The sequence below is a fragment of the Pseudomonas sp. NPDC089392 genome (assembly GCF_044749595.1).
GTDB lineage: Bacteria > Pseudomonadota > Gammaproteobacteria > Pseudomonadales > Pseudomonadaceae > Aquipseudomonas.
Genome location: NZ_JBIVIF010000040.1, coordinates 33,222 through 58,615, shown reverse-complemented (window position 1 = coordinate 58,615; position 25,394 = coordinate 33,222). Strand labels below are relative to the sequence as shown.

At 62.6% G+C, this 25,394-nt stretch carries 24 protein-coding genes; 11 read left to right on the top strand and 13 right to left on the bottom strand.

The window, feature by feature from the left end:
• Positions 1 to 286 precede the first annotated feature (286 nt).
• From ACIP1G_RS25585 to ACIP1G_RS25575, 3 genes are all read left to right on the top strand, one after another.
• Positions 287 to 1,225 (top strand): 2-hydroxyacid dehydrogenase, encoded by a 939-nt coding sequence (locus tag ACIP1G_RS25585; RefSeq protein ID WP_400741984.1) that lies wholly within the window; start codon positions 287 to 289, stop codon positions 1,223 to 1,225.
• A gap of 50 nt (positions 1,226 to 1,275) precedes the next feature.
• On the top strand, positions 1,276 to 2,064 hold the full coding sequence (locus ACIP1G_RS25580) for a PhzF family phenazine biosynthesis protein (protein WP_400741981.1): 789 nt from the start codon (positions 1,276 to 1,278) through the stop codon (positions 2,062 to 2,064).
• Between the two features lie 167 nt (positions 2,065 to 2,231).
• The gene (locus tag ACIP1G_RS25575) at positions 2,232 to 2,639 is read left to right on the top strand and encodes a GFA family protein (RefSeq protein WP_400741978.1); all 408 of its coding nucleotides are present in this window, start codon (positions 2,232 to 2,234) and stop codon (positions 2,637 to 2,639) included.
• Between the two features lies 1 nt (position 2,640).
• On the opposite strand, the gene ACIP1G_RS25570 is transcribed toward ACIP1G_RS25575, so the two are convergent.
• A complete protein-coding gene (locus ACIP1G_RS25570) occupies positions 2,641 to 3,534 on the bottom strand; it encodes a LysR substrate-binding domain-containing protein (protein WP_400741976.1) in 894 nt (297 codons plus the stop codon).
• Between the two features lie 165 nt (positions 3,535 to 3,699).
• On the opposite strand from ACIP1G_RS25570, the gene ACIP1G_RS25565 reads away from it, so the two are divergent.
• From ACIP1G_RS25565 to ACIP1G_RS25550, 4 genes are all read left to right on the top strand, one after another.
• On the top strand, positions 3,700 to 4,641 hold the full coding sequence (locus tag ACIP1G_RS25565) for a DMT family transporter (RefSeq protein ID WP_400741973.1): 942 nt from the start codon (positions 3,700 to 3,702) through the stop codon (positions 4,639 to 4,641).
• Between the two features lie 39 nt (positions 4,642 to 4,680).
• The gene (locus ACIP1G_RS25560; RefSeq protein ID WP_019099528.1) at positions 4,681 to 5,019 is read left to right on the top strand and encodes an FKBP-type peptidyl-prolyl cis-trans isomerase; all 339 of its coding nucleotides are present in this window, start codon (positions 4,681 to 4,683) and stop codon (positions 5,017 to 5,019) included.
• A 596-nt stretch (positions 5,020 to 5,615) separates the two neighbouring features.
• Positions 5,616 to 6,278 carry a histidine phosphatase family protein gene (locus ACIP1G_RS25555; protein ID WP_400741970.1) on the top strand — a complete coding sequence of 221 codons (663 nt, stop codon included), beginning with the start codon at positions 5,616 to 5,618 and terminating at the stop codon, positions 6,276 to 6,278.
• Between the two features lie 44 nt (positions 6,279 to 6,322).
• Entirely contained in the window at positions 6,323 to 7,516 is a 1,194-nt protein-coding gene (locus ACIP1G_RS25550) for a D-amino acid dehydrogenase (protein ID WP_400741968.1), read from the top strand.
• A gap of 121 nt (positions 7,517 to 7,637) precedes the next feature.
• On the opposite strand, the gene ACIP1G_RS25545 is transcribed toward ACIP1G_RS25550, so the two are convergent.
• The 3 genes from ACIP1G_RS25545 to ACIP1G_RS25535 all read right to left on the bottom strand — a co-directional run bounded on the left by ACIP1G_RS25545 (position 7,638) and on the right by ACIP1G_RS25535 (position 10,895).
• Complete coding sequence (locus tag ACIP1G_RS25545; protein WP_400741965.1) at positions 7,638 to 8,366, bottom strand: aspartate/glutamate racemase family protein; 729 nt, start codon at positions 8,364 to 8,366, stop codon at positions 7,638 to 7,640.
• Positions 8,367 to 8,382: 16 nt separating this feature from the next.
• Positions 8,383 to 9,915 (bottom strand): NCS1 family nucleobase:cation symporter-1, encoded by a 1,533-nt coding sequence (locus ACIP1G_RS25540; RefSeq protein WP_400741962.1) that lies wholly within the window; start codon positions 9,913 to 9,915, stop codon positions 8,383 to 8,385.
• A gap of 542 nt (positions 9,916 to 10,457) precedes the next feature.
• A complete protein-coding gene (locus ACIP1G_RS25535; protein ID WP_400741960.1) occupies positions 10,458 to 10,895 on the bottom strand; it encodes an Lrp/AsnC family transcriptional regulator in 438 nt (145 codons plus the stop codon).
• A gap of 133 nt (positions 10,896 to 11,028) precedes the next feature.
• Here ACIP1G_RS25535 and ACIP1G_RS25530 point away from each other — a divergent pair, with 133 nt between their 5' ends.
• Positions 11,029 to 11,925: a DMT family transporter gene (locus tag ACIP1G_RS25530; protein ID WP_400741957.1), complete on the top strand. Its 897-nt coding sequence runs from the start codon at positions 11,029 to 11,031 to the stop codon at positions 11,923 to 11,925.
• Positions 11,926 to 12,071: 146 nt separating this feature from the next.
• Positions 12,072 to 12,998 carry a class I SAM-dependent methyltransferase gene (locus tag ACIP1G_RS25525; RefSeq protein WP_400741955.1) on the top strand — a complete coding sequence of 309 codons (927 nt, stop codon included), beginning with the start codon at positions 12,072 to 12,074 and terminating at the stop codon, positions 12,996 to 12,998.
• Positions 12,999 to 13,121: 123 nt separating this feature from the next.
• Here ACIP1G_RS25525 and ACIP1G_RS25520 read toward each other — a convergent pair whose 3' ends face one another.
• The 8 genes from ACIP1G_RS25520 to gcl form a co-directional block, all read right to left on the bottom strand.
• On the bottom strand, positions 13,122 to 14,120 hold the full coding sequence (locus ACIP1G_RS25520) for a sulfate ABC transporter substrate-binding protein (RefSeq protein ID WP_400741952.1): 999 nt from the start codon (positions 14,118 to 14,120) through the stop codon (positions 13,122 to 13,124).
• 205 nt (positions 14,121 to 14,325) lie between these two features.
• Positions 14,326 to 15,147: an ion transporter gene (locus ACIP1G_RS25515; protein WP_400741951.1), complete on the bottom strand. Its 822-nt coding sequence runs from the start codon at positions 15,145 to 15,147 to the stop codon at positions 14,326 to 14,328.
• A gap of 44 nt (positions 15,148 to 15,191) precedes the next feature.
• On the bottom strand, positions 15,192 to 16,064 hold the full coding sequence (locus ACIP1G_RS25510; RefSeq protein WP_400741949.1) for an urea transporter: 873 nt from the start codon (positions 16,062 to 16,064) through the stop codon (positions 15,192 to 15,194).
• A gap of 191 nt (positions 16,065 to 16,255) precedes the next feature.
• On the bottom strand, positions 16,256 to 17,671 hold the full coding sequence (gene pyk / locus ACIP1G_RS25505) for a pyruvate kinase (RefSeq protein ID WP_400741946.1): 1,416 nt from the start codon (positions 17,669 to 17,671) through the stop codon (positions 16,256 to 16,258).
• Positions 17,668 to 18,942 carry a glycerate kinase gene (locus tag ACIP1G_RS25500; protein ID WP_400741944.1) on the bottom strand — a complete coding sequence of 425 codons (1,275 nt, stop codon included), beginning with the start codon at positions 18,940 to 18,942 and terminating at the stop codon, positions 17,668 to 17,670. The genes pyk and ACIP1G_RS25500 overlap by 4 nt, the downstream gene beginning before the upstream one ends.
• 244 nt (positions 18,943 to 19,186) lie before the next feature.
• Positions 19,187 to 20,080, bottom strand: a complete 894-nt coding sequence (locus ACIP1G_RS25495) for a 2-hydroxy-3-oxopropionate reductase (protein WP_346645360.1) — start codon at positions 20,078 to 20,080, stop codon at positions 19,187 to 19,189.
• A 177-nt stretch (positions 20,081 to 20,257) separates the two neighbouring features.
• A complete protein-coding gene (gene hyi / locus ACIP1G_RS25490; RefSeq protein ID WP_400741942.1) occupies positions 20,258 to 21,040 on the bottom strand; it encodes a hydroxypyruvate isomerase in 783 nt (260 codons plus the stop codon).
• A 68-nt stretch (positions 21,041 to 21,108) separates the two neighbouring features.
• Positions 21,109 to 22,884, bottom strand: coding sequence for a glyoxylate carboligase (gcl, locus tag ACIP1G_RS25485; protein WP_400741939.1), 1,776 nt, complete (start codon positions 22,882 to 22,884; stop codon positions 21,109 to 21,111).
• 256 nt (positions 22,885 to 23,140) lie between these two features.
• Here gcl and ACIP1G_RS25480 point away from each other — a divergent pair, with 256 nt between their 5' ends.
• Positions 23,141 to 23,581 (top strand): heme-binding protein, encoded by a 441-nt coding sequence (locus tag ACIP1G_RS25480; protein ID WP_325980097.1) that lies wholly within the window; start codon positions 23,141 to 23,143, stop codon positions 23,579 to 23,581.
• 123 nt (positions 23,582 to 23,704) lie between these two features.
• Here ACIP1G_RS25480 and ACIP1G_RS25475 read toward each other — a convergent pair whose 3' ends face one another.
• Entirely contained in the window at positions 23,705 to 24,316 is a 612-nt protein-coding gene (locus ACIP1G_RS25475) for a TetR/AcrR family transcriptional regulator (protein WP_013973538.1), read from the bottom strand.
• A gap of 132 nt (positions 24,317 to 24,448) precedes the next feature.
• Here ACIP1G_RS25475 and ACIP1G_RS25470 point away from each other — a divergent pair, with 132 nt between their 5' ends.
• Complete coding sequence (locus ACIP1G_RS25470) at positions 24,449 to 25,363, top strand: DUF808 domain-containing protein (protein WP_400741936.1); 915 nt, start codon at positions 24,449 to 24,451, stop codon at positions 25,361 to 25,363.
• Positions 25,364 to 25,394 lie beyond the last annotated feature (31 nt).

Below are 25,394 nucleotides of genomic sequence, written 5' to 3'. Positions count from 1 at the left end.
CGGGCTTGCTCCCGGGAGTACGCGCTGCAGGCCCCATCCATGGGGCCTCAGCGCTTGACGGGCATCCATGCCCGTCACCTCCCTCCGCAAGCCCTGCGCTCGGCCTCCTGAAGTCGCAATCTGCGTCGCCTGGAATATCGCGCGCTTAGAAGCAAAAACAAAAGCCGGGCAAGAGCAAAAGCAAGAGCAAGAGCAACGGTACAGTACAGTTATGCCTCGTTTACTCTGTTGACTGTACTGACCAGTAACTCTGCATAATGCCCCCTCGAATTGACTCGGAGGTGGCATGCACAAGACAGTCCTGGTACTGGTGGAAACCGTCGATGATTACCTGCCCATGCTGGAGCAGGCCGGTTACCGCCTGATCCGTGCCCCCTCACCGCAATTGCGGGCCGATGCCATTCAGCGCCACGCCAACGAAATCGACGCCGTGCTCACCCGCGGCCCATTGGGCCTGACCGCCGCCGAAATCGACACATTGACCCACTTGCAGATCATCTGCGTGATCGGCGCTGGCTACGAGCAAGTCGACCTTGCCGCCGCTGCCGCCCGCGGCATCACCGTCACCAATGGCGCCGGGGCCAATGCCAGCGCCGTCGCCGATCACACCCTGGCCTTGCTGCTGGCACTGTTGCGCGACATTCCCCATGGTGATGCCAGCACCCGACGCGGTGAATGGAACCGGGTGATCAGCCCCTCGGTCAGTGGCAAGCGCCTGGGCATTCTCGGCCTTGGTGCGGTAGGCCTGGCGATTGCCAAGCGCGCCCACTTGGGCTTTGACATGCCCATCAGTTACCACAGCCGTACACCACGCCAGGATGTGCCCTACACCTGGTACGACAGCCCGCAGCACCTGGCCGATGCCGTCGACATCCTGGTGGTAGCCACCCCCGGTGGTGCCAACACCCAGCATCTGGTCGATGCTCGCGTGCTCCAGGCCCTGGGCGCCGAGGGTTACCTGGTGAACATCGCGCGCGCCAGCGTGGTTGATACCCAGGCCCTGGTGGCTGCGCTGCAAAAGGGCCAGCTGGCTGGCGCCGCACTGGACGTGTTCGACGACGAACCAGCCGTGCCTGATGCGCTCAAGTCGCTGCGCAACACCGTGCTCACCCCTCACGTGGCCGGCCAGTCGCCGGAAGCTGCGCGTGACACAGTTGCTCTGGTGCTGCGCAACCTGCAGGCATTCTTTGCCGGTGAGCCAGTGTTGACCCCAGTACGCCCGTAACCCTTTTCATACATCAGCCTGGCAGCGCCCAGGCAACAAGGAGTGTGTGCATGCAACTCGAAATCTTCCAGGTCGATGCTTTTTCCGCCGAACCGTTCGGTGGCAACCCAGCGGCGGTGATCCCACTGCAAAGCTGGCTGCCCGACGATGTGCTGCAGCGCATCGCCGAAGAAAACAACCTGTCGGAAACCGCCTATTTCGTGCGCAACGGCGAAACCTTCGACCTGCGCTGGTTCACCCCGACCGTGGAAGTCGACCTGTGTGGGCATGCCACCCTGGCCTCGGCCTATGTGCTGTTCGAGCAACTGGGTGAGCAGGCGCAGGTACTGCGCTTCAACACCCGCAGTGGCGAGCTGCGTGTCAGCCGCGGTGCCGACGGGCTGCTGGCGATGGACTTCCCGGCCAAACAGCCGGTTGCCGTGGACACCCCGGCGGGCCTGCTGCAGGCGCTGGGCCTGAACCAGGCGCAAGCGGTGTACCGCAGCGACGATTTTGTGGTGGTGATCGATGATGCCCTGTTGCTCGACACCCTCAAGCCAGACTGTGTTGCGCTGTCGGCCTTTGATGTGCGCGGTATTGCCGTGACTGCGGCAGGGCGTGGCTTTGATTTCGTCACCCGCTGGTTTGGCCCACGGGTTGGCGTGAATGAAGACCCGGTGACGGGTTCGGCGCACACCTCGCTGGCGCCTATCTGGGCCGAGCGCCTGGGCAAGCAGGTGCTGGACTGTGAGCAGGGTGGAACGCGCAAAGGGCAGTTGCAGTGTGAAGTGCCGGGCAATGGCCGGGTGATTATAAGTGGGCGGGCGGCGTTGTACCTGCGTGGTACCGTGTACATCTGACTTCAGCATTGTGCTGAATCTACTGGCCTCATCGCCCGCAAGCCAGCTCCCAGGTACTGCACAGGGCTTTAGGTCGATGCAAAACGGTGTTGGAGCTGGCTTGCCGGCGATGAGGCCAGAACAGGCATCTATAATTGCTGGCCCACCCCCTGTTCAAGGAGCCAGCCATGGCCCTGGAAAAACACGGCACTTGCCTGTGCGGCGCTACCCGGCTTACGGTCACCGTAGACAACACCCATATCAGCGCCTGCCACTGCAGCATGTGTCGCAAGTGGACCGGTGGTCCGCTGCTGGTGGTTGATTGCAGCAAGCCCCCGCTGATCGAAGGGCGTGCGCCCAGCGTCTACGACTCGTCCGACTGGGCGCAGCGGGCTTTCTGCGGGCAGTGCGGTACGCACCTGTACTACCGGCTGAAAGCCAACGACTTCCATGCCATACCGGTCGGCCTGCTCGACGGCGACCAGGACTGGGATTTCAACATGCAGATTTTCGTGGATGAGAAACCCGCCTGGTACTGCTTCGCCAACCAGACCAAGGAACTGACTGGCCAGGAAGTGTTCGAGCAAAACAGCTGATTCAGGCTTGTGCCAGCAGCCACTCGGCAAATACCTGGGCGGCGGGCGAGGGCAGGGTCTGGCGGTCATGCACCAGGTAGTCGGCCTGGCCCGTGCGTACTTCGAAATCGCACACCTGGCGGATCAGGCCGCTGTTGATGCGGTCGCGGGCCATGGACTCCCAGCCAAGGCCCACGCCCATGCCTTGCATCACCGCGTCGAACACCAGGTTCACCTGGTTGAAGGTCAGCGCATCGGCAGCGGCTTGGTAGCGCACGCCAAAATGGGCGAACCAGTCGTGCCAGTCCAGGCAGTTCCAGGCCGAGGCGTCGAGCTGGATCAGTGGCAGCGCCTGCAGCGCAGCCAGGCTGTCGACCCGGCTGTGGCCCCAGCTGTTGCTGGCAATCGGGTAGATCACTTCGTCGAACAGCTTGCTGGCCTGCAACGAACGCCAGCGGCCATGCCCGTAGAGAATACCGAAGTCGTAATCGGCGACCAGGCTCTCGTTGATATCGTTGCTGGCGTGGATGTTCACGGTCAGCCCGGGGTGCTGCTCGTTGAAGCGCAGCAGGCGCGGGAACAGCCAGTACTGGGCCACGGCATGGGTGCAGATGACGCTGACGTGGCGGCTGCCGTGGCCGCTTTTCAGGCGTTGAACATTGGCCAGCAGCTTGTCGAGCATCGGTTCGACAAAACCATGAAAATGCTCGCCCGCAGTGGTCAGCGCAATGCCCCGGGCGCGGCGTTCGAACAGTTGGGTGCCGAGCTGGTCTTCAAGCAGGCGAATTTGCTTGGATACCGCGCTCTGGGTCAGGTACAGCTCACCGGCGGCACGGGTAAAACTGCCCGTGCGGGCCACTGCTTCGAAGGCGATCAGGGTATCGAGCGGGGGCAGGTGGCGGCTGTAGCGGCTCATCGTTCATTCCTGTAGGAGCGGGCTTGCCCGCGAAGGGGCCCGCATGGTCACCATCATAATTTGCCCCGAGCCATTCCTCCAGGGAATGCCACCATGCAAATTGATCTTTTGCCCGACACCCCCGGCACAGGTAGCCTGCGCTCATCGTCAAACAGGAGCAGACACGTGAAACGCGGTGTGATGTATGCCGGCATGGCCGGTGCATTATGGGGCATGGTGCTGATGGTTCCCGAGCTGCTGCCCGAGTTCAACCCGATGCTGCTGAGCAGCGTGCGCTACCTGATGGTGGGCGTGATCTCCTTGCTGCTGGCCCTGCCCATGGCTCGCCAGCTGCGCCAGTTGACCGCAAGCGATGCGTGGATGCTGCTGCGCCTGGCAGTGATCGGCAACCTGGTGTATTTCGTGTTCCTGGTGGCAGCGATCCAGCGCCTGGGCGTGGCCCCGGCCTCGCTGATTGTCGGTGTGCTGCCGCTGACCATCACGTTGTATGGCCGCAATGACATCGGCGCGGTGCCCCTGGCGCGGCTGGTCGGCCCGCTGGCGTTGATCCTCGCTGGCATGCTGTGCATCAACCTGGAAACCTTCGCCTTCGCCCCCGGCGACATCGGCGACAAGCTGATGGGCCTGTTCTACGCGTTGGCCGCCTTGGCCTGCTGGACCTGGTACGCCGTGCAGAACAGCCGCTACCTGAAGCAGTGCGGGCATTTCGACAGCCACCAGTGGTCGGTGCTGTGTGGGGTGATGACCGGCCTGGCCAGCCTGTTGATGGTCGCCGGCCTGGCGCTGTGGCAGCCGCAGCAGTTGCAGGTGGAGGCGCCAATGTCGCGCTGGTGGTTGTTCTGGGCCGCCAGCCTGGCCTGTGCGGTGCTGGGCTCGTGGCTGGCCATGGCGTTGTGGAACGCTGCGTCCAAGCGGCTGCCGTTGACCTTGAGCGGGCAACTGATCGTGTTCGAGACCCTGTTCGCGTTGTTGTATGCCTTCCTCTGGCGGCAGACCGGGCCGAGCTTGTTGGAAGGGGCGGCGATCGTGCTGGTGATTGGTGGCGTGCTGTGGTCGATGCGCCAGCATGAACCGCCACGCGAACTTGCCAAACCCGTGCATTCCTGAGAAAAGGGCGGCTTTGTTTTTCAGCGTTGGAGTATGCCCGTGAGCCAAGAACTGCAGATCATCGACCTGGTCGAGGGTGATGGCAAAGCTGCCGTCAAAGGTGCCCTGATCACCACCCAGTACACCGGCTGGCTGGCCGACGGCAGCGAGTTCGATTCGTCGTGGTCGCGCGGCAAGCCGTTCCAGTGCGTGATCGGCACCGGCCGGGTGATCAAAGGCTGGGACCAGGGCCTGATGGGCATGCGCGTTGGCGGCAAGCGCAAATTGCAGGTACCGGCACACCTGGGCTACGGCGAACGCAGCGTGGGGGCGATCCCGCCGAATTCGGACCTGACCTTCGAGATCGAATTGCTGGAAGTGCTTACGCGGGATGATTGAGTTGGGGGCTTGAGGGGTACGGTTTTGGATGTGTGTGGTTGCTGACATCGAGCGCCGCCCGCGCGGCGCTTCGCAGCACAAGGCTGCTCCTACATCTGTTTCGGGCCAGTCCATCCTGTGAGGTCCCCGCTGTCCGCCTTGTTTGTTCCCTTCGATATCGAAGGGGAAGCAGTTGCTCTTCATCGATCTTCAGCCATGCACCAAGGCTGCAACCCACCTGGCACAGGAATAACTGGCCCGAAACAGATGTAGGAGCAGCCTTGTGCTGCGAAGCGCCGCGCGGGCGGCGCTCGATTTCAGCACCAGCAGAACTCCCAAGCCCTACATTCCAGCACCACCACAACTCCCAAACCCTACATCCCAGCACCACCCTGAAACCCCAGGTTCTTGCGTCATACACAATTCCGCAACACCCATCCCCTAATCTAGGCCTTGCCTAGGGAACGGCATTCACCTTCAGGGAGGAACCAAACGGGTTCAGGGCACTCTGACCCTCACTCGTTGCCAAGGATGGCATTCACTACAAGGGCGCCCTGCAACTGGCGGGGCGATGTGGCGGGTAAACCCGATTTTCTTTGCCACACGAGCCTGTCTTGATGAAGTTGCCAACATTCTTCCGCCGTCGCCGTCACTTGCTGCTGAGCCTGGTGCTCACCGCTGTTGCCGTACCGCTGGCGCTGGAAGCTGTCGAAAGCCGGGCGCAACCGGTGGATGGCACCCAGACCCTGGTGTTTCTGCGCCATGCCGAGAAGCCGGGCGAAGGCTTGGGCCAGTTGAACTGCCAGGGCCTCAACCGTGCGCTGGACCTGGCTACCGTGCTGCCCGAGCGCTTCGGCAAGGCTGACTATGTATTTGCGGCCAACCCCTCGCGGCATGTCGAGGAAGGCAGCAAGGACGAAAGCTACAGCTACATCCGCCCGCTGATGACTATCACTCCCAGTGCCATCCGCCTGGGCCTGCCGGTAAACATCGACTACGGTGCCAACGACACCGATGAGCTGGCCGAAGAGTTGCTCAGCGACAAATACCGCAATGCAACCATCTACACCGCCTGGTCCCACGGCTACCTCCCGGAATTGATCAATACCGTGGCCGGCAAGGCCCTGGGTGAAGAGCAGGTGATCACCGAGGACTGGAACGGCGATGACTTCGACACCCTCTATGTACTGACCCTGACCTGGCACGACGGCAAGGCCAGCCTGCTCAGCCGCAACGTCCGCCAGGGCCTCAATGACGGTGCACATAGCTGCCCGACCTGATCCGCTGTTACTGTTCGGCCAGGGCGCCGGAACAGGGATGAGCGATGAAGCAGCGGGTAACGGTAATCGGTGGCGGCGTGGTGGGCCTGGCAACGGCCTATGCGCTTGTTCGTGAGGGGTGGTCGGTCGACCTGGTCGAGGCTCGCGACAGCCTGGCCTCGGCCACCAGCTTTGCCAATGGCGGGCAATTGTCCTATCGCTACGTGGCACCACTGGCCGATGCCGGTGTGCCGTGGCAGGCGCTGGGCTGGCTGTTGCGGGGCGAGTCGCCGCTGCGCCTGCGTTTACGCCTGGACCCGGCGCAGTGGCGCTGGCTGTTGGCGTTCACCCTGGCGTGCCGGCGTAGTGTCAATCGCCGCAATGCCGCACAACTGCTGGAGCTGGCGCTGCACAGCCAGGCTGTTCTGGCGCATTGGCGCGAGGGCGATGGCCTGGGCGATTTTGCCTGGCGGCGCAATGGCAAGCTGGTGGCCTTTCGCAGCGAGCGTGCGTTTGCCCATGGCCGTCAACAGCTGACGGACCCGGCCAGCCAACAGGTGTTGGCGTCGACCGAGTTATACGCATTGGAGCCAGCCCTGGACGGTGCTCCGTTTGTTGGTGGCGTTTTCACAGCGGACGAAGAGGTTGGCGATTGCCACCTGTTCTGCCAGCGCCTGGCGGCGCTGTTGCGCGCCTCTGGCCAGTGCCGCTTCTTACTGGGCCGGCCAGTGACACAACTGGTACAGCACAAGGGCCAGGTTGTGGCGCTGCAGCTGGGCGATGAGCGGATGGATGTGGAACAGCTGGTGCTGTGTGCCGGGCATCGCGGCCCGGGCCTGGCCTTGCCGGGGGTGCAGCTGCCGATCTACCCGTTGAAGGGCTATAGCCTGACGGCACCGATCAGCGCCGGGCACCGGGCGCCGGAGGTGAGCCTTACCGACTATGAGCGTAAGATTGTCTATGCCCGCCTGGGCCAGCAACTGCGGGTGGCGGCGATGGTGGATATCGTCGGCTTCGACGAGTCGGTGGAAAAGCGCAGGTTGCAGAGCATGCGGCGGTTGGCGCTGGAGACGTTGCCGAAGGCGGCGGACTATGGCCAGGCGGTGGAGTGGGCCGGGATGCGGCCGGCGACACCGACCGGGGTGCCGATCATTGGCGGCACGGTGTACAGCAATTTGTGGCTGAACCTGGGGCATGGGGCCTTGGGGTTTACCTTGGCCTGTGGCAGTGCGCAGCGGTTGGCCAGGATGTTGAGTTAGCAGGACCGGCCTCTTCGCGGGTGAACCCGCTCCTACAAGGGACCCCACAGTATTCAGGTTTGTGGTGATCCTTGTAGGAGCGGCTTTAGCCGCGAAGAGGCCGGTACAGGCAAATAAAGGATTAGCGCCCGAAGCGCGTCGGCCAGCCAATCACCTTCTTCGCCCGCGGCGTGGCATAAGTGCGCACTTTAGAGGTGCTCAACCCCATCCGCACCAGCGATTCAGCAATGGTTACCGCCGCACTCACCCCATCCACCACCGGCACACCCGTACGCTGGCGGATCTGCTCGTCCAGCCCGGCCATGCCGCCGCAACCCAGGCAGATCACCTCGGCCTTGTCATCACGCACCGCGCGTTCGGCCTGCTCGACAATGGCTTCCACAGCCCGCTGCGGGTCGGCCTCCAGCTCCAGCACAGCCAGCCCGCTGGCGCGTACCGAAGCGCAGCGGTCATATAGCCCGGAGAGCTTCAGGCGGTCCTCGATCAGTGGCACGGTGCGGTCCAGCGTGGTCACTACCGAGTAGGCATGGCCTAGGTACATCGCCGTGCTGGCGGCGGCATCGGTGATGTCCACCACCGGCACGTTCAGCAGCTCCTGCAGGCCTTCGCGGCCGTGTTCGCCGTAACCGGCCTGGATCACGGCGTCGTAGGGGCCCTCGTAGGCCAGCACCCGGTCCATCACCGCGATGGCGGCCAGGTAGCTCTCAAAGTTGCCCTCTACCGACTCGGCGCCGAACCAAGGGGTAAGGCCGATGATCTCGGTACCGGGCGCGGCCACCGCGCGGGCTTGTTCGGCAATGGCTTCGGTGATGGCTTCGGTGGTGTTGACGTTGGCGATCAGAATACGCATGGGTAGTCCTCCCTGATTAATGGCTGCTGTGGTCGACGGCGATGCATTCGCCGCTGACGTCGTGGTATTGGCGCTTGCGTGGAGCGATCAGCAGGTAGATGGCGGCGGCGATACCGGCACCAATCAGCCAGGAGAACGGCGCCACGCTGTGGAAGTTGGGTACCAGGGCGAGGACGATGGCCAGCAGCGCGGCTGGCACGAACGCGGCCACGGCGCGCAGGTTGATGCCCTTGGTGTAGTGGTAGGCGCCGGCCGGGTCTTCGCTGTACAGCTGCGGCACGTTGATGCAGCCTTTGCGCAGCAACCAGTAGTCGGACATGATCACCCCGTACAGCGGGCCGAGCAGGGCACCCAGGCCGGACAGGAAGTACACGATCACCAGCGGGCTGTTGTACAGGTTCCACGGCAGGATCAGCACTGCCAGGGTGGCGCTGATCAGCCCGGCACGGCGGAAGTTGAGGTGGCGCGGTGCCAGGTTGCTGAGCACGAAGGCCGGGGCGACGAAGTTGGCCATGATGTTCACCGCCACGGTGACGATCAGGAAGGCCAGGCAGCCGAGCACCAGGAAGGGCGTGCTGGGGATTGCGGCGACGATCTGCGTCGGGCTGTCGATGATCTGGCCGTTGATCTGGAACTGCGCGCCGCACAGCACCACGGTGATCACGGCGAACACCAGGATGTTCACCGGCAGGCCCCAGAAGTTGCCCACGCGGATGGTCTTGCGGCACGGCGAGGAGCGGGCGAAGTCACAGAAGTTCAGCACCAGGGTGCCGTAGATCGCCAGCCACAGTGCGCCGCCGGCAAAGATGTTGCGCCACATCTCATAGCCGGTCAGCGGCTCGGCCACCGACCAGGCGATGCGCGCGTCGGCCTTGAAGTACATGAACACCGCCAGGCTGGCGACGGTCAGCAGGATCACCGGGCCGGCGAAGGCCTCGTAGCGGCGCACCATCTCCATGCCGTAGGCCAGGATCACCAGTTGCACCAGCCAGATCGCCACGAAGCACACCCAGCCCAGGCTCGACAGGCCGAGGATGCTGTCATGGTCGTAGGCCGCCATGTGTGGCCACACGGCGGTGAGCAGCACACGCAGCACCACCGAGGCCAGGTAGGTCTGGATGCCGAACCAGGCGATGGCGATGACTGCGCGGATCAGCGCCGGGATCTGCGCGCCATGGATGCCGAAGGCGATGCGGCTGATGACCGGGAACGGTACGCCGGTTTTCTGCCCCATGTAGCCGGACAGGTTCATGAAGAAGTACACCAGCGCCGCGCCGATCGCCAGCGACAACAGGATTTGCCAGCCACCCAGGCCGAGGGCGAACAAGCCCATGGCGAACGAATAGTTGGCGATGTTGTGCACATCGTTGGTCCACAGCGCAAAGATGCTGTAGCCACCCCAGCGCCGGCCTTCGCTACGGGTAGGCGCGAGGTCGCGGTTATGCAGGCGCGGGCTCAGGACAAGTTCTGGCGGGTGGCCAACAAGGGTGGAATCGGGGTGGGTGCTGGCGACGGATAGTTCAGGGGCAAGGTCGAGGCTGCTACTCATTCCGGCGGGCTCCTGATGCACATGGACTGCGATGAGCGGGCATGCGCACGGGCTCGCCATCTCGTCGGTGCAGCGTTGGCATCACAGGGTTCTGGGCGCGGCGGCCAACATTGGGTCGGCGTCGCGGGTTCTTGTGTATTTATGTTTTGATCGGTTTGTATACAAAACACGAACACACAAAAGCGAGTTCTGTGCCAAGGAACAGCCAACTTTCGGCGGGCCAGTATTTTGAATCTATCTTGTTGAAAGATAAGTTAATGAAATGCGGGAAATATAAGTTGACCAAATGAACAGGTTTAAATTTTAGAGGGATAATTAGTTGATCAATTGGTCAGAATTATTTGCAGGAAGTGTGTAACGTATTGGGGCGTTACCTTGAAAAGTGCACACAAAAATGGCACCTATGGTGACATTTTTGTGTACAAAAAATTGGTCAGCTTTTTCCTGTGCTCGCCTCTTCGCGGGTGAACCCGCTCCTACAAGGTGCCACGTACCCGATGTAGGAGCGGGTTCACCCGCGAAGAGGCCGGAGCAGGAAGAAATCAATCCATCGGCGGCAACCGCCGCTTCACCGGGCTTTTCTTGATGATCGCAGTGTTGGTCTCGGCCAGCACATTGATGCGGTCAAGCAGGGTGTCCAGCTGTTCCATCGAGCGCACATGCAGGCGGGCTATGAAGCAGTCTTCACCGGTGACTTTGTCGCACTCGGTGAACTCGGGGATGGCAATGATCTGCCGCTCCACCTCCTGCAACTGCCCCGGCAGCGGGCGGATGCGCACAATGGCCTGCAGTTGGTAACCAAAGGCACGCGGGTCGACCTCCACGGTGTAGCCGCGCAGCACACCACGCTCCTCCAGGCGGCGCAGGCGCTCGCTGACGCTGGGCGCGGACAGCCCGCTGATCTGCGCCAAGGCCTTGAGCGAGCGGCGCGAGTCTTCCATCAGTGCATTGATCAGAAGTTGGTCGATGCTATCGGTCATGCTTACCTCAACAGGCAATTCTGGTTAATTGCCTTGATAGTAAAGGCAAGCTTGCCGATCTGCCTTTGATATCCGCTGGATGGCGGGCAGGCTGCCTTTGCATACTAGTGCCATCGTCAACGGGAGGTGTGAGATGGACAGTTCATTGCGCCGTGGCTCGCTGGAAATGGTTGCTGCCATGCTGATTTCCGGGACCATCGGCTGGTTCGTGCTGGTGTCGGGCCAACCGGTGCTGGAGGTGGTGTTCTGGCGCTGTGTATTCGGAGCCGTGACCCTGCTGGTGATTTGCGCCGCTTTCGGCTTTCTGCGCCCGGGTGTAATAAGCCGCACGGCGTTCCTGCTGGCGATTGTCAGTGGTGTGGCCATTGTCGGTAACTGGGTGCTGTTGTTTGCCTCCTACTCGCGGGCATCGATTGCCATTGGCACGGCGGTGTACAACGTGCAGCCGTTCATGCTGGTGGGGCTGGCGGCGCTGTTTCTGGGCGAGAAGATCACCTTGGCCAAGGTCACCTGGCTGAGTGTGGCGTTTCTCGGCATGCTGGCCATCGTCAGTGCCCATGGTGCGGGGCAGGGGAGTGGTGAGGACTATTTGCAAGGCATTGCCTTCGCGTTGGGGGCGGCGTTTCTGTATGCCATTGCGGCGTTGATCATCAAGCGCCTGAGCGGCACGCCACCGCACCTGATTGCGTTGATACAGGTGAGCACCGGTGTGTTGCTGCTGGCGCCGTGGGTCAAGCTTGGCGGGTTGCCGGGTGAAGTGCCGGCGCTGGCCAGTTTGCTGACCTTGGGCATGGTGCATACCGGCTTGATGTATGTGCTGCTGTACAGTGCAATCCAGCGCTTGCCCACGGCGTTGACGGGGGCACTGTCGTTCATTTACCCGATTGCGGCGATATTGGTCGACTGGGTGGCGTTCGGGCATCGCCTGGCGCCGTTGCAGTGGCTGGGAGTGGGGTTGATTTTGCTGGCGGCGGCGGGGATGCAGCAGGGGTGGTGGTTCCGGTTTTCGCGGGTTGCCATCGAAGAGTGAGGTGACCTTGCTGGCCTATTCGCGGGTAAACCCGCTCCTACAGAGAGCGCACGGCATTCAGCCTTGTGGGGATCCTGTGGGAGCGGGTTTACCCGCGAAGAGGCCCGCAAGGTAGAATGCCGCTCTTTGCCAGCCTGCGACCCACCATGACCTCGCCAATCCACACCCTGGAGCAACACCTGCTCGCCGCCCTCGACCCTGCCCCGCAGGAAACCCGCCGCCTGTTCCACGGCCGTGGCCGCTGCTGGCCGGGCCTGGAGCAGGTCACCGTCGACTGGCTGCAAGGTGTGCTGTCGGTCGCGCTGTTCCGCGAACCTGCCGAAGGCCAGCTGGCCGAACTGGAAGCCATGCTGCGCAGCCTGGCTGAGCGCCCGCAGTGGACCGGCCAGGCCATCATCATCCAGCACCGCTACCTGCCCGACAGCCCAGGCCAGTGGCTGCTGGGCGAACCATGCCAGCAGCGCGAGGTGGTCGAGGACGGCCTTACCTACCTGCTGGACCTGGGTGTGCGGCAGAACAACGGCCTGTTCCTCGACATGCGCTATGGCCGTCGCTGGGTGCGCGAGCAGGCGGCGGGCAAGCGTGTGCTGAACCTGTTTGCCTACACCTGCGGTTTTTCGGTGGCGGCGATTGCCGGGGGGGCCGAGCAGGTGGTGAACCTCGACATGGCCAAGTCGGCGTTGTCGCGGGGCCGGGATAACCATCGCCTGAATGACCACGATGCGTCACGGGTGGCGTATCTGGGGCATGAGCTGTTCAAGTCATGGGGCAAGGTGCGCAAGTATGGGCCTTACGACCTGATCATCATTGACCCACCGACCTTCCAGCGTGGCAGCTTTGTGTTGACCCAGGATTACGCGAAGATCCTGCGGCGCTTGCCGGAGTTGCTGAGCGCGGGTGGGACGGTGTTGGCGTGTGTCAACGATCCGGGCATCGGGCCGGAGTTTCTGATCGAGGGGATGGCGGAGCAGGCGCCTTCGTTGGCGTTTGTCGAGCGGCTGGAGAACCCGCCCGAGTTCCCGGATGTGGACCCGGCGGGGGGGTTGAAGGCTTTGGTATTCCGTCAGGGTTGATGTTGCCTGTGCCGGCCTCTTCGCGGCTGAAGCCGCTCCCACAGGGACCACACGACATTCAGCCCTGTGGTGATCCTGTGGGAGCGGGTTTACCCGCGAAGAGGTCGGCCCTGCCTACATCAATTACTGCCCGGTGTAGATCTGGTCAAACACCCCACCATCATTGAAGTGGGTCTTCTGCACGGTACGCCAGTCACCAAAAGTCTTCTCCACCGACAGGAAGTCCACTTTCGGGAAGCGGTCGGTGTACTTGGCCAGTACCGTCGCATCACGCGGGCGCAGGTAGTTGTTGGCGGCGATCTCCTGGGCTTCTGGCGACCACAGGTACTTCAGGTATTCCTCGGCCACGGCCTGGGTGCCTTTCTTGGCCACCACCTTGTCGACCACGCTAACCGGCGGCTCGGCTTCGGCTGACACGCTCGGGTAAACCACTTCGAACTGATCGCGGCCGAACTCGCGGGCGATCATTTCGGCTTCGTTTTCAAAGGTCACCAGCACATCACCAATCTGGTTGGTCATGAAGGTGGTGGTTGCAGCGCGACCGCCGGTGTCCAGCACCGGTGCCTGCTTGAACAGCTTGCCGACAAAGTCGCGGGCCTTGGTTTCGTCACCGCCTTGCTTGAGCACATAGCCCCATGCCGACAGGTAGGTGTAGCGGCCGTTGCCCGAGGTTTTCGGGTTGGGCACGATCACTTGCACGCCGTCCTTGAGCAGGTCCGGCCAGTCTTTCAGCGCTTTCGGGTTGCCCTTGCGTACGATGAACACGGTGGCCGAGGTGAACGGTGCGCTGTTGTTCGGCAGGCGGGTCACCCAGTTGTCTGGCACCAGCTTGCCATTGTCGGCCAGGGCGTTGATGTCGGTGGCCATGTTCATGGTGATGACATCGGCCGGCAGGCCATCGATCACCGCCCGCGCCTGCTTGCTTGAGCCACCGAAGGACATCTGCACGTTGACCTTCTCTTTGTGCTCGGCTTCCCAGTGCTTCTGGAAGGCCGGGTTGTAGTCCTTGTAGAAGTCGCGCATCACGTCGTAGGAAACGTTGAGCAGGGTAGGGGCGGCCTGGGCGAGGTTGCCCAGGGCCAGGCCTGCGGCGAGCAGCGAGGCGGTGAAGAGTTTTTTCACGTTGCTTCCTTGTTATCGAGAAGGTGTTGGCAATTTGCCTGCGACTATAGCGGGTGGGTTTGTGGGGGTTAAAGAACAAAAAAGCCTTTGGTTATATCGTTGGCAGTGCCGGCCTCTTCGCGGGTGAACCCGCTCCTACAATGGCCGGCGATACGCTAACAATGTAGGAGCGGGTTTACCCGCGAAGAGGTCGGCACAAGCAACATCAAAGCTTGGGAAACAACCCATTCCCACACCGGGAACAGAACGCCGCGCCATGCTCGTGGGTCTTCTTGTGGCAGGTCGGGCAATCATGCTGCAACTGTTCCCCGCGCATGGCATTGGCCAGTTCAGCGGTAAAAATCCCGGTTGGCACGGCAATGATCGAGTAACCGGTAATCATCACCAGCGACGACAGCACCTGCCCCAGCGGCGTCTTCGGCACGATGTCGCCAAAGCCCACGGTGGTCAGGGTAACGATGGCCCAGTAGATGCCCTTTGGGATGCTGGTAAACCCATGCTCCGGCCCTTCGATCACATACATCAGCGTGCCGAACACCGTCACCAGGGTGGATACCGTCACCAGGAACACGATGATCTTCTGCTTGCTGCCGCGCAGCGCCTCCATCAGGTAATGGGCCTGCTTGAGGTATGGGCTGAGCTTGAGCACGCGGAAAATCCGCAACATCCGGATGACGCGGATGATCAGCAGGTACTGGGCATCGCTGTAGTACAACGCGATGATCCCCGGCACGATCGCCAGCAGGTCGACCAAGCCATAAAAGCTGAAGGCGTAGCGCAACGGCTTGGGCGAGCAGTACAGGCGGGTGAGGTACTCCACCAGGAAGATCGCGGTAAAGCCCCACTCGATGGCCGCCAGCAGTCCGGCGTAGCCTTGGTGCACCTCGTCGATGCTGTCGAGGATCACCGTCACCAGGCTGGCCAGGATGATCAGCAGGAGGATCTTGTCGAAGCGTCTTCCAGCCACGGTGTCGGTCTGGAAGACCATGATGTAAAGCCGCTCGCGCAGGCTTGCAGGGTTGTTCATTGGCTCATTCCGTATTGCGATGGGCTGAGCCTAGGGGCTGCGTTTCAGCTGTGCAAGCGGCTGGCGTCGCGCTGCCTGGGCTGGGCCAAGTGGCTGCCCAGGTGCATCAGCCAGCAGGCGGCGACAAAGGGCGCGGTCAGGCCGGGCACCGGCAGCAGCTTGAACAACGGTTGCAACAGCAGGGCCAGGGCAATGGCCAGCAGCGTTACCCAGGGCTTTTCACCCTGCCGGCTGAAGGCCAATGCCGCCAGTGCCGCGTTGAACCCGTACAAGCCCAGCCACGCAGCCTGCGCTTGATCGGCGAGCAGCGCCACGCCGCCGCCGATGGCTGAGCCGATCACCGCCCACATTGCGGCATAAGGGTTGGCAATGAACATCCCGACGATGATCAACAAACCGGCCAGGGGCTGGTCGAGTAGGAAGATCTGGCCCACGCCACGCGCCAGGGCGTACAGCGGGTCGGCTTCGACGAAGCCGCTGGGCGAGGGGCTGGCGAGCAGCAGGGTGGCCCAGCCCAGCAGCACGAATGGCGCGGTATAGGCAATCAGCAGCTTGCCGCCGCGCTTGCGCCATTGGTGAGTGATGATGCTGGACAGGCCGCCGGCGGCGATGATCAGTGGCGGCAGGATGGCCGACCAGGGCAGCACGGCGCTGATCAGGATACCGATGAGTACGCCGTTGTAGCAGTACAACCCGGCCTGGCGGTCGGCGCGGTCGTAGCCGCGGCGTTGCGCGGTGAGCAGGCCGGCGAGGGCGCCGAGCAGGGCACCGCCGACCAGGCCGGGGGCAGTCAGCAGGATGGCCAGCAGGCAGCACAGGCCGCACAGCGGGTTGCGCAGCAGCAGCACCTGGCTGAAACCGTTGAGTAACGCCGTGGCCCAATCGGGGCACGGGTTGACGAAATTTTTGGTGTACATGGGGCAGTCAGTGAGGTTGATGGGGAGCGGTGGGCCTCTTTGGGCCTCGGGTTTTCCGCAGTTGAAGTCGGCATACTGCTGTTTCTGTGGGAGCGGGTTTACCCGCGAAGAATCCAACTCGGTGTATGGCACCGGCTACGCCGGTGTTCGCGGGTGAACCCGCTCCCACAGGTTCACATTACGGCAACTCGTCAGATCAAAGTCTCGATCCGCAGCGTGTTAGTCGACCCCGGCTTGCCGAAAGGCACACCGGCGGTAATCAGCAGCGTGTCGCCACGGCTGGCCATGCCTTGCGCCTGGGCAATCTCCAGCGCAGTGGAAACAACTTCATCCACTTGACGCAGGCGGTCGTTGACCACTGAATGCACACCCCAGGCCACGCTCAGGCGGCGTGCGGTGGTCAGGTTTGGCGTCAGGTTGAGAATCGGTGCCCGTGGCCGCTCGCGTGCAGCACGCAGGGTCGAGGCGCCCGATTCGCTGTAGTTGACCAGCACTGCCACCGGCAGGATGCCGCTGATACGGCGGATGGCGCAGCTGATGGCGTCCGATACGGTAGCCTCGGCCTTCGGCCGGCCAACGTCGAGCTGGGCCTGGTAGTCCGGGCCGTTCTCCACCTGGCGGATGATCTTGCTCATCATCTGCACGGCTTCCAGCGGGTAGTCACCCGAGGCAGTCTCAGCCGACAGCATCACCGCATCGGCGCCTTCGGCCACAGCGTTGGCCACGTCGGTGACTTCGGCACGGGTCGGCGCTGGTGAGAAGCGCATGGATTCGAGCATCTGCGTGGCCACCACCACCGGTTTGCCCAACTGGCGGCAAGTACCGATGATGCGTTTCTGGATTTGCGGCACGCTTTCGGCCGGCACTTCCACGCCCAGGTCGCCACGGGCCACCATGATTGCATCTGCCAGTTCGGCGATGGCTTGCAGTTGTTCGACCGCCGAGGGTTTCTCGATCTTGGCCATCAGGTAGGCGCGGTCGCCAATCAGCTGGCGTGCCTCCACGATGTCCTCGGGGCGCTGCACGAACGACAGGGCTACCCAATCCACACCCAGCTCCAGGCCGAAGGCCAGGTCGCGGCGGTCTTTCTCGGTGAGAGGGGACAGGTCGAGTACCGCTTGCGGTACGTTGACACCCTTGCGGTCGGACAGCTCGCCACCATTCAGTACTTCGGTGTCGATGGCGTCGCTGTGCTTGGCGGTGACGCGCAGGCGCAGCTTGCCGTCGTCCAGCAGCAGGTCCATGCCCGGTTCAAGGGCTGCGATGATTTCCGGGTGTGGCAGGTTGACCCGCTGGTTGTCGCCCGGGGTTTTGTCCAGGTCCAGGCGCAGGGCCTGGCCGCGTTGCAACTGCACCTTGCCTTCGGCAAAGCGGCCCACGCGCAGCTTGGGCCCTTGCAGGTCCATGAGGATGCCCAGTGGGTAGTTCAGTTGCTGCTCGACTTCGCGGATCCACTGGTAGCGCAAGGCGTGGTCGGCGTGCTCGCCGTGGCTGAAGTTGAGGCGGAAGATGTTCACCCCGGCTTCGACCAGTTGGCGGATGTCGTCGATGTCTTTGATCGCAGGGCCAAGGGTGGCGAGGATTTTGACTTTTTTATCAGGCGTCATGATTGGGCAGTCTCGAGGATCAGGATGGCGCGGAAGTCGTTGACGTTGGTGCGGGTCGGCTCGGTGACGATCAGCGCATCCAGCGCGGCGAAATAACCGTAGCCGTTGTTGTTGTCCAGCTCGTCGCTGGCCGACAGGCCCAGGGCTTCGGCACGGGCGTAGCTGGCCGGGGTCATGAAGGCGCCGGCGTTTTCTTCCGAGCCATCGATGCCGTCGGTGTCACCGGCCAGGGCATACACGCCCGGCAGGCCCTTGAGGCTTTCGGTGAGGCTGAGCAGGAACTCGGCGTTGCGCCCGCCACGGCCGTTGCCGCGCACGGTCACGGTGGTTTCGCCACCGGACAGGATCACGCAGGGTGCCTTCAGTGGCTGGCCGTGCAGCACGATCTGCCGGGCGATGCCGGCGTGCACCTTGGCCACCTCGCGCGACTCGCCTTCCAGGTCGCCGAGGATCAGCGGGCTGAAGCCGGCCTGGCGGGCTTTGACGGCGGCGGCTTCCAGGGATTGCTGGGGCTTGGCGATCAGCTGGAAGTGGCTGCGGGCCAGCGCCGGATCATCGGCCTTGACGGTTTCCGAGGCTGGGTTGTTGAGCCAGTCGATGACCGCTTTTGGCGCTTCGATGTTGTAACGCTTGAGGATGGCCAGGGCCTCGGCCGAGGTGCTCGGGTCGGCCACGGTGGGGCCGGAAGCGATCACCGTGGCGAGGTCGCCCGGTACATCGGAAATGGCATAGGTGTATACGGTGGCTGGCCAGCAGGCCTTGGCCAGGCGACCGCCCTTGATCGCCGAGAGGTGCTTGCGCACGCAGTTCATCTCGCCGATGGTGGCGCCGGATTTCAGCAGTGCTTTGTTGATCTGCTGCTTGTCAGCCAGGGTCAGGCCCTCGGCAGGCAGGGCCAGCAGGGCAGAGCCACCACCAGACAGCAGGAAGATGACGCGGTCGTCTTCATTGAGGTTGCTGACCAGTTCCAGCACGCGCTTGGCTACGGCCAGGCCGGCGGCGTCGGGGACCGGGTGGGCGGCTTCGACCACCTCGATCTTTTGGCAGTTGGCGCCGTGGCCGTAACGGGTGACGACCAGGCCGGAGACTTCGCCCTGCCAGCTTTTCTCGACCACTTCGGCCATGGCGGCTGCGGCCTTGCCGGCGCCGATGACGATGACCCGGCCGCTACGGTCGGCGGGCAGGTAGGGTTCGAGGACTTGACGGGGGTGGGCGGCGGCGATGGCTGTGTCGAACAGGTCGCGGAGAAGTTTTTGCGGATCGACCGACATGGCAGGCTCCCAGATTATTGTTGTTCTGCAGAATCAAAAACGCCCCTGGAACTGCCTCCGTGCAGGCCGAACCAGGGGCGGGTGTTGCTCGGTGCCACCTGATGAGCCTGTGGTCGCAGGTTCATCGGTGATGGCTTCTTCGCGGGTGAACCCGCTCCCACAGGATTACCGCAGCCCTCAGGCCTGTGGAGTACCTGTGGGAGCGGGTTCACCCGCGAAGAGGCCTTTGAGGGTTACATCAAGATCACTTGTCGCCGCGGATCGAGAAGTTGGCCATGTGCTCCAGGCCTTTGATCAGCGCCGAGTGGTCCCAGTTGCCGCCGCCCAGGGCCTGGCAAGTGTTGAACACTTGCTGGGCGTTGGAGGTGTTGGGCAGGTTGATGCCCAGTTCCTTGGCGCCTTGCAGGGCCAGGTTCAGGTCCTTCTGGTGCAGGTTGATGCGGAAACCTGGGTCGAAGGTGCCCTTGATCATGCGCTCGGCATGCACTTCAAGGATTTTCGACGAGGCGAAGCCGCCCATCAGTGCTTCACGCACCTTGGCAGGATCCGCGCCGTTCTTGGCGGCGAACAGCAGTGCTTCGCTGACGGCCTGGATGTTCAGGGCGACGATGATCTGGTTGGCGACCTTGGCGGTCTGGCCGTCACCGTTGCCACCCACGCGGGTGATGTTCTTGCCCATGGCCTCGAACAGCGGCAGGGTGCGTTCGAAGGCTTTCGGGCAGCCACCGACCATGATGCTCAGGGTCGCGGCCTTGGCACCGACTTCACCGCCGGACACCGGGGCGTCCAGGTAGGCAGCGCCGGTGGCCTTGATTTTCTCGGCGAACACTTTGGTGGCGGTAGGGGAGATCGAGCTCATGTCGATCACCACCTTGTTCGGGCCAACGCCTTCGGCCACGCCGTTTTCACCGAACAGGACGGCTTCGACCTGTGGGGTGTCGGGGACCATGACGATGATGAATTCGGCTTCCTGGGCCACTTCTTTCGGGTTGGCCAGGGCCACTGCACCGGCGGCGATCAGGTCGGCTGGCGCGGCGTCGTGGTGGGTGGAAACGAACAGGCTGTGACCTGCTTTTTGCAGGTTCTGGGCCATGGGCTTGCCCATGATGCCGGTGCCGATGAAACCGATTTTAGCCATGAGAGATTACCTCGTTGTATTTGTTGAATCTCGATGGAACAGGCGGTGCAGGCCCCTTGTGGGAGCGGGTTCACCCGCGAAGCAGACACTGCGGTGGGTGGCACCGGCTTTGCCGGTGTTCGCGGGTAAACCCGCTCCCACAGTGTCTGGTGTTTCCCTGGGGCTTATGCTTGGCCCTTAGATTGCGTTATGGGTCTTCAGCCAGCCCAGGCCTGCTTCGGTGGTGGTCAGCGGCTTGTACTCCGCGCCCACCCAGCCCTGGTAGCCAATGCGGTCCAGGTGTTCGAACAGGAAGCGGTAGTTGATCTCGCCGGTGCCTGGCTCGTTGCGGCCGGGGTTGTCGGCCAGCTGGATGTGGTTGATCAACTTCAGGTTGGCTTCCATGGTGCGAGCCAGGTCACCTTCCATGATCTGCATGTGGTAGATATCGTACTGCAGGAACAGGTTGTCGCTGCCCACTTCGGCCTGGATTTCCAGGGCCTGCTGGGTGGTGTTCAGGTAGAAGCCGGGGATGTCGCGGGTGTTGATCATTTCCATGACCAGGCGGATCCCGGCGGCTTTCAGTTTGTCAGCGGCATACTTGAGGTTGTCGACGAAGGTCTTGCGTACGTCGGCGCACTGCAGGCCTTGCGGGCGAATGCCGGCCAGGGCGTTGACCTGGGTGTTGCCCAGCACCTTGGCGTATTCGATGGCCTTGTCGACACCGGCGCGGAACTCTTCGACGCGGTCGGGGTGGCAGGTGATGCCGCGCTCACCCTTGGCCCAATCACCCGCAGGCAGGTTGAACAGCACCTGGGTCAGGCCGTTGGCGTCCAGCTGCTGCTTGATTTCTGCAGCGCTGAAGTCGTACGGGAACAGGTATTCGACGCCGCTGAAACCAGCATCGGCGGCAGCCTTGAAGCGGGCCAGGAAGTCCTGTTCGGTGAACAGCATGGACAGGTTGGCAGCGAAGCGAGGCATGTTGTGTCTCCTAGCGTTGAAGGCCCCCGGCGCCCTCAGGTATGGGGCAGCACGGGGGCGTCAGGCGATCAGTCCAGCATCGAGATGGCGGTTGGCGCGTCGTTGCCGACCAGGGCCAGGTCTTCGAACTCGTTGACCGCGTTGATCTCGGTGCCCATGGAAATGTTGGTCACACGCTCGAGAATGACTTCGACCACTACCGGCACGCGGAACTCTTCGGCCATTTTCTGTGCCTTGAGCAGGGCAGGGGCGATTTCTGCCGGCTCGAACACACGGATGGCCTTGCAGCCCAGGCCTTCGACCACGGCAACGTGGTCGACACCGTAGGTGGCAGCGTCAGTCGAGTTGATGTTCTCGAACGCCAGTTGTACACAGTAATCCATGTCGAAGCCACGCTGCGCCTGACGGATCAGGCCCAGGTAGGCGTTGTTCACCAGCACATGGACGTATGGCAGGTTGAACTGCGCGCCCACTGCCAGTTCTTCGATCATGAACTGGAAGTCGTAGTCACCCGACAGCGCGACAACCTTGCGCTTTGGATCTGCCTTCACAACGCCCAGTGCCGCAGGGATGGTCCAGCCCAGCGGGCCGGCCTGGCCGCAGTTGATCCAGTGGCGAGGCTTGTACACGTGCAGGAACTGCGCGCCGGCAATCTGCGACAGGCCGATGGTGCTGACGTAGCAGGTGTCCTTGCCAAATACCTGGTTCATTTCTTCGTACACGCGCTGCGGCTTGACCGGCACGTTGTCGAAGTGGGTCTTGCGCTGCAGGCTGGCCTTGCGCTGTTGGCAGTCTTCCAGCCAGGCAGCACGGTCTTTCAGCTTGCCGGCGGCTTTCCACTCGCGGGCCACTTCAAGGAACACGTCCAGCGCCTTGCCGGCATCGGAAACGATACCCAGGTCTGGGGTGAACACGCGGCCGATCTGGGTCGGTTCGATGTCTACGTGGACGAATTTGCGGCCTTCGGTGTAGACGTCGACGGAACCGGTGTGGCGGTTGGCCCAGCGGTTACCGATACCGAACACCAGGTCGGATTTCAGCAGGGTGGCGTTGCCGTAGCGGTGTGAAGTCTGCAGGCCGACCATGCCGACCATCTGTGCGTGGTCGTCCGGGATGGTGCCCCAGCCCATCAGGGTCGGGATCACCGGTACGCCGGTCAGTTCGGCGAACTCGACCAGCTTGTCGCTGGCGTCGGCGTTGATGATGCCGCCACCGGCTACCAGCAATGGGCGCTCGGCGTCATTGAGCAGGGCCAGGGCTTTTTCGGCCTGTACGCGGGTGGCGGACGGCTTGTTGATTGCCAGTGGTTCGTAGGCGTCGATATCGAATTCGATTTCGGCCATCTGCACGTCGAACGGCAGGTCGATCAGCACCGGGCCTGGGCGGCCGGTGCGCATTTCATAGAAGGCCTTCTGGAAGGCGTAAGGCACCTGGCCTGGCTCCAGAACGGTGGTCGCCCACTTGGTGACCGGCTTGACGATGCTGGTGATGTCGACAGCCTGGAAGTCTTCCTTGTGCAGGCGGGCACGTGGGGCCTGGCCAGTGATGCACAGGATCGGGATGGAGTCGGCCGAGGCGCTGTACAGGCCGGTGACCATGTCGGTGCCGGCTGGGCCGGAGGTACCGATGCACACGCCGATATTGCCTGGGTTGGCACGGGTGTAACCCTCGGCCATGTGCGAGGCGCCTTCGACGTGACGAGCGAGGACGTGATCGATGCCACCGACTTTCTTCAGGGCCGAGTACAGCGGGTTGATGGCAGCCCCTGGGATGCCGAATGCGGTATCTACACCTTCACGGCGCATGACCAGAACGGCTGCATCGATTGCTCTCATTTTGCTCATGGTTTGTGCCTCTTTGATTTTGTAATTGTATACAACTTGCTTTGCGACAGAGTGTATTCACGGCTGGCCGCTCAGGTCAACGGGTTTTCGTCGGGTGAGGTCGGTTTCGTTCAAGCACCCGTGAAAACGGTGGTTTGCGGCATCGCATACGATCGTTTCAATTTATTGTATACAAAAATAGATTCAGTTGTGTTCTATTGGCTTATCGGTTTTCACCTGCCCTCAGGGCTTCTCACAACAAGAAGAGGACCTTTCCATGAACGCTTTGAACCTGAAAGTTGCTGTCAGCCTGGTGAATGCCGCGCTGGCGGCGGGCCGCAAGATCAATGCAGCGCCACTGACCGTGGCCGTGCTCGATGCTGGCGGGCACCTGCTGGCGCTGCAGCGCGAGGACGGCGCCAGCCTGATTCGCCCGGAAGTGGCCACCGGCAAGGCCTGGGGCGCGATTGCCCTGGGCAAGGGCTCGCGCCTGCTGGCGCTGGATGCACAGCAGCGGCCGGCGTTTTTTGCCGCGCTGAACGGGATGGGGGAGCGGCCGGTGGTGCCGGCGCCAGGAGGCGTGCTGATTCGTGATCAGGACGGCAAGGTGCTGGGTGCTGTAGGGATCAGCGGGGATACGTCGGATATTGACGAGCAGTGTGCGATCAGTGCGATTGAGGAGGTGGGGTTGCGGGCGGATGCCGGTGTAGCGGCTTAAGTCTTCATTGCCTGTTCTGGCCTATTCGCGGGTAAACCCGCTCCCACAAGGATTACCACAGACCTGAAGCTTGTGGAGTCACTGTGGGAGCGGGTTTACCCGCGAAGAAGCCAACGCCGAGGTTCAGGCTACCTCGGGCTCACAGCCCTTGAGCACCATGCGGATGATGGTTTCGGCCGCCGCGTCATAATCACTGTCAGCCAGCTTGGCCTTGCCCGTCACAGCAGAAATCTGCCAGTCAAAATCCGCATAGGTCTGGGTCGCCGCCCAGATGCTGAACATCAGGTGGTGCGCATCCACATGGGCGATCTGCCCGCGGTCGATCCAGCGCTGGATGCACTCGATATTGTGCCGGGCCTGTTCGTTCAGCTGTGCCACCTGGTTCGGCGACAAGTGCGGGGCGCCGTGCATGATCTCGCTGGCGAACACCTTGGAGGCATGCGGCAGGTCACGCGAAATGCGGATTTTCGAGCGAATGTACGCACTTAGCACTTCCTTTGGGTCGCCGTCGGCATTGAACGGCGTGGAAGCCTGCATGATCGGCGCGATGATGCTTTCCAGGACCTCGCGGTAGAGGTTGTCCTTGGATTTGAAGTAGTAATACACGTTCGGCTTGGGCAGGCCGGCCTTGGCCGCGATATCGCTGGTCTTGGTGGCGGCGAAGCCCTTGTCGGCGAATTCCTCGCTGGCCGCGCGCAGGATCAGTTCCTTGTTGCGCTCGCGAATGGTGCTCATGGTCAGGGATCTTCCTCGTGTCTGGCCACCTCTAAGAGGGATCGAGCATGGTAGCACCGGGCTTGACGGGCGCTCAAGGCAGCGGCTTTGGGCTAGAATCCGAGACACATACACATCTGGATACAAGCAAACATGGCAGGAAGCAGTCTACTGGTACTGATCGACGACATCGCCACGGTGCTCGATGACGTCTCGGTGATGACCAAGGTGGCGGCGAAAAAGACCGCAGGCGTGCTGGGCGACGACCTGGCATTGAACGCCCAGCAGGTCAGCGGCGTGCGTGCCGAGCGCGAGATTCCGGTGGTGTGGGCGGTGGCCAAGGGCTCGATGGTAAACAAGGCCATCCTGGTGCCGGCGGCGCTGCTGATCAGTGCATTCATCCCCTGGGCGGTGACGCCGCTGCTGATGCTGGGTGGTGCTTACCTGTGCTTCGAGGGCTTCGAGAAGCTGGCGCACAAATTCCTGCACAGCAAGGCCGAGGATGACGCCGAGCACGAAGCGCGCAAGGAGGCCGTGGCCGATGCCAATGTCGACCTGGTGGCCTTTGAGAAAACCAAGATCAAGGGCGCTGTGCGCACTGACTTCATCCTGTCGGCGGAAATCATCGCCATTACCCTGGGTACCGTGGCCGATGCGCCGCTGACCCAGCAGATTATCGTGCTGTCGGGCATTGCGATTGTCATGACCATCGGCGTTTACGGCCTGGTGGGTGGCATCGTCAAGCTGGATGACCTGGGGCTGTGGATGAGCCAAAAGGCATCGCGCCTGGCCCAGGTGGTCGGCAATGGCATCCTGCGGGCCGCACCGTACCTGATGAAGAGCCTGTCGGTGATTGGTACCGCGGCCATGTTCCTGGTCGGTGGCGGGATCCTGGTACACGGCATTGCGCCCCTGCATCACGCCATCGAGGCGTTCAGCGAAGGGCGCGGAGGGGCGCTGACCGGGGCGCTGCTCAACGGTGTGGCCGGGGTGGTGGCCGGTGCCGTGGTGCTGGCGGTGGTGGCGGTAGTCGGGAAGTTGTGGCGGGCGTTACGGCCGGCTACCTGAGTTGTTTGGCCGGGGCTTTGCCCCGGTTCGC

Coding starts and splice junctions, on each gene's coding strand:
- ACIP1G_RS25585 (WP_400741984.1), top strand. CDS start 287: ATGCACAAGACAGTCCTGGTACTGGTGGAAACCGTCGATGATTACCTG.
- ACIP1G_RS25580 (WP_400741981.1), top strand. CDS start 1,276: ATGCAACTCGAAATCTTCCAGGTCGATGCTTTTTCCGCCGAACCGTTC.
- ACIP1G_RS25575 (WP_400741978.1), top strand. CDS start 2,232: ATGGCCCTGGAAAAACACGGCACTTGCCTGTGCGGCGCTACCCGGCTT.
- ACIP1G_RS25570 (WP_400741976.1), bottom strand. CDS start 3,534: ATGAGCCGCTACAGCCGCCACCTGCCCCCGCTCGATACCCTGATCGCC.
- ACIP1G_RS25555 (WP_400741970.1), top strand. CDS start 5,616: ATGAAGTTGCCAACATTCTTCCGCCGTCGCCGTCACTTGCTGCTGAGC.
- ACIP1G_RS25550 (WP_400741968.1), top strand. CDS start 6,323: ATGAAGCAGCGGGTAACGGTAATCGGTGGCGGCGTGGTGGGCCTGGCA.
- ACIP1G_RS25545 (WP_400741965.1), bottom strand. CDS start 8,366: ATGCGTATTCTGATCGCCAACGTCAACACCACCGAAGCCATCACCGAA.
- ACIP1G_RS25540 (WP_400741962.1), bottom strand. CDS start 9,915: ATGAGTAGCAGCCTCGACCTTGCCCCTGAACTATCCGTCGCCAGCACC.
- ACIP1G_RS25535 (WP_400741960.1), bottom strand. CDS start 10,895: ATGACCGATAGCATCGACCAACTTCTGATCAATGCACTGATGGAAGAC.
- ACIP1G_RS25530 (WP_400741957.1), top strand. CDS start 11,029: ATGGACAGTTCATTGCGCCGTGGCTCGCTGGAAATGGTTGCTGCCATG.
- ACIP1G_RS25525 (WP_400741955.1), top strand. CDS start 12,072: ATGACCTCGCCAATCCACACCCTGGAGCAACACCTGCTCGCCGCCCTC.
- ACIP1G_RS25515 (WP_400741951.1), bottom strand. CDS start 15,147: ATGAACAACCCTGCAAGCCTGCGCGAGCGGCTTTACATCATGGTCTTC.
- ACIP1G_RS25510 (WP_400741949.1), bottom strand. CDS start 16,064: ATGTACACCAAAAATTTCGTCAACCCGTGCCCCGATTGGGCCACGGCG.
- pyk (WP_400741946.1), bottom strand. CDS start 17,671: ATGACGCCTGATAAAAAAGTCAAAATCCTCGCCACCCTTGGCCCTGCG.
- ACIP1G_RS25500 (WP_400741944.1), bottom strand. CDS start 18,942: ATGTCGGTCGATCCGCAAAAACTTCTCCGCGACCTGTTCGACACAGCC.
- ACIP1G_RS25495 (WP_346645360.1), bottom strand. CDS start 20,080: ATGGCTAAAATCGGTTTCATCGGCACCGGCATCATGGGCAAGCCCATG.
- hyi (WP_400741942.1), bottom strand. CDS start 21,040: ATGCCTCGCTTCGCTGCCAACCTGTCCATGCTGTTCACCGAACAGGAC.
- gcl (WP_400741939.1), bottom strand. CDS start 22,884: ATGAGCAAAATGAGAGCAATCGATGCAGCCGTTCTGGTCATGCGCCGT.
- ACIP1G_RS25480 (WP_325980097.1), top strand. CDS start 23,141: ATGAACGCTTTGAACCTGAAAGTTGCTGTCAGCCTGGTGAATGCCGCG.
- ACIP1G_RS25475 (WP_013973538.1), bottom strand. CDS start 24,316: ATGAGCACCATTCGCGAGCGCAACAAGGAACTGATCCTGCGCGCGGCC.
- ACIP1G_RS25470 (WP_400741936.1), top strand. CDS start 24,449: ATGGCAGGAAGCAGTCTACTGGTACTGATCGACGACATCGCCACGGTG.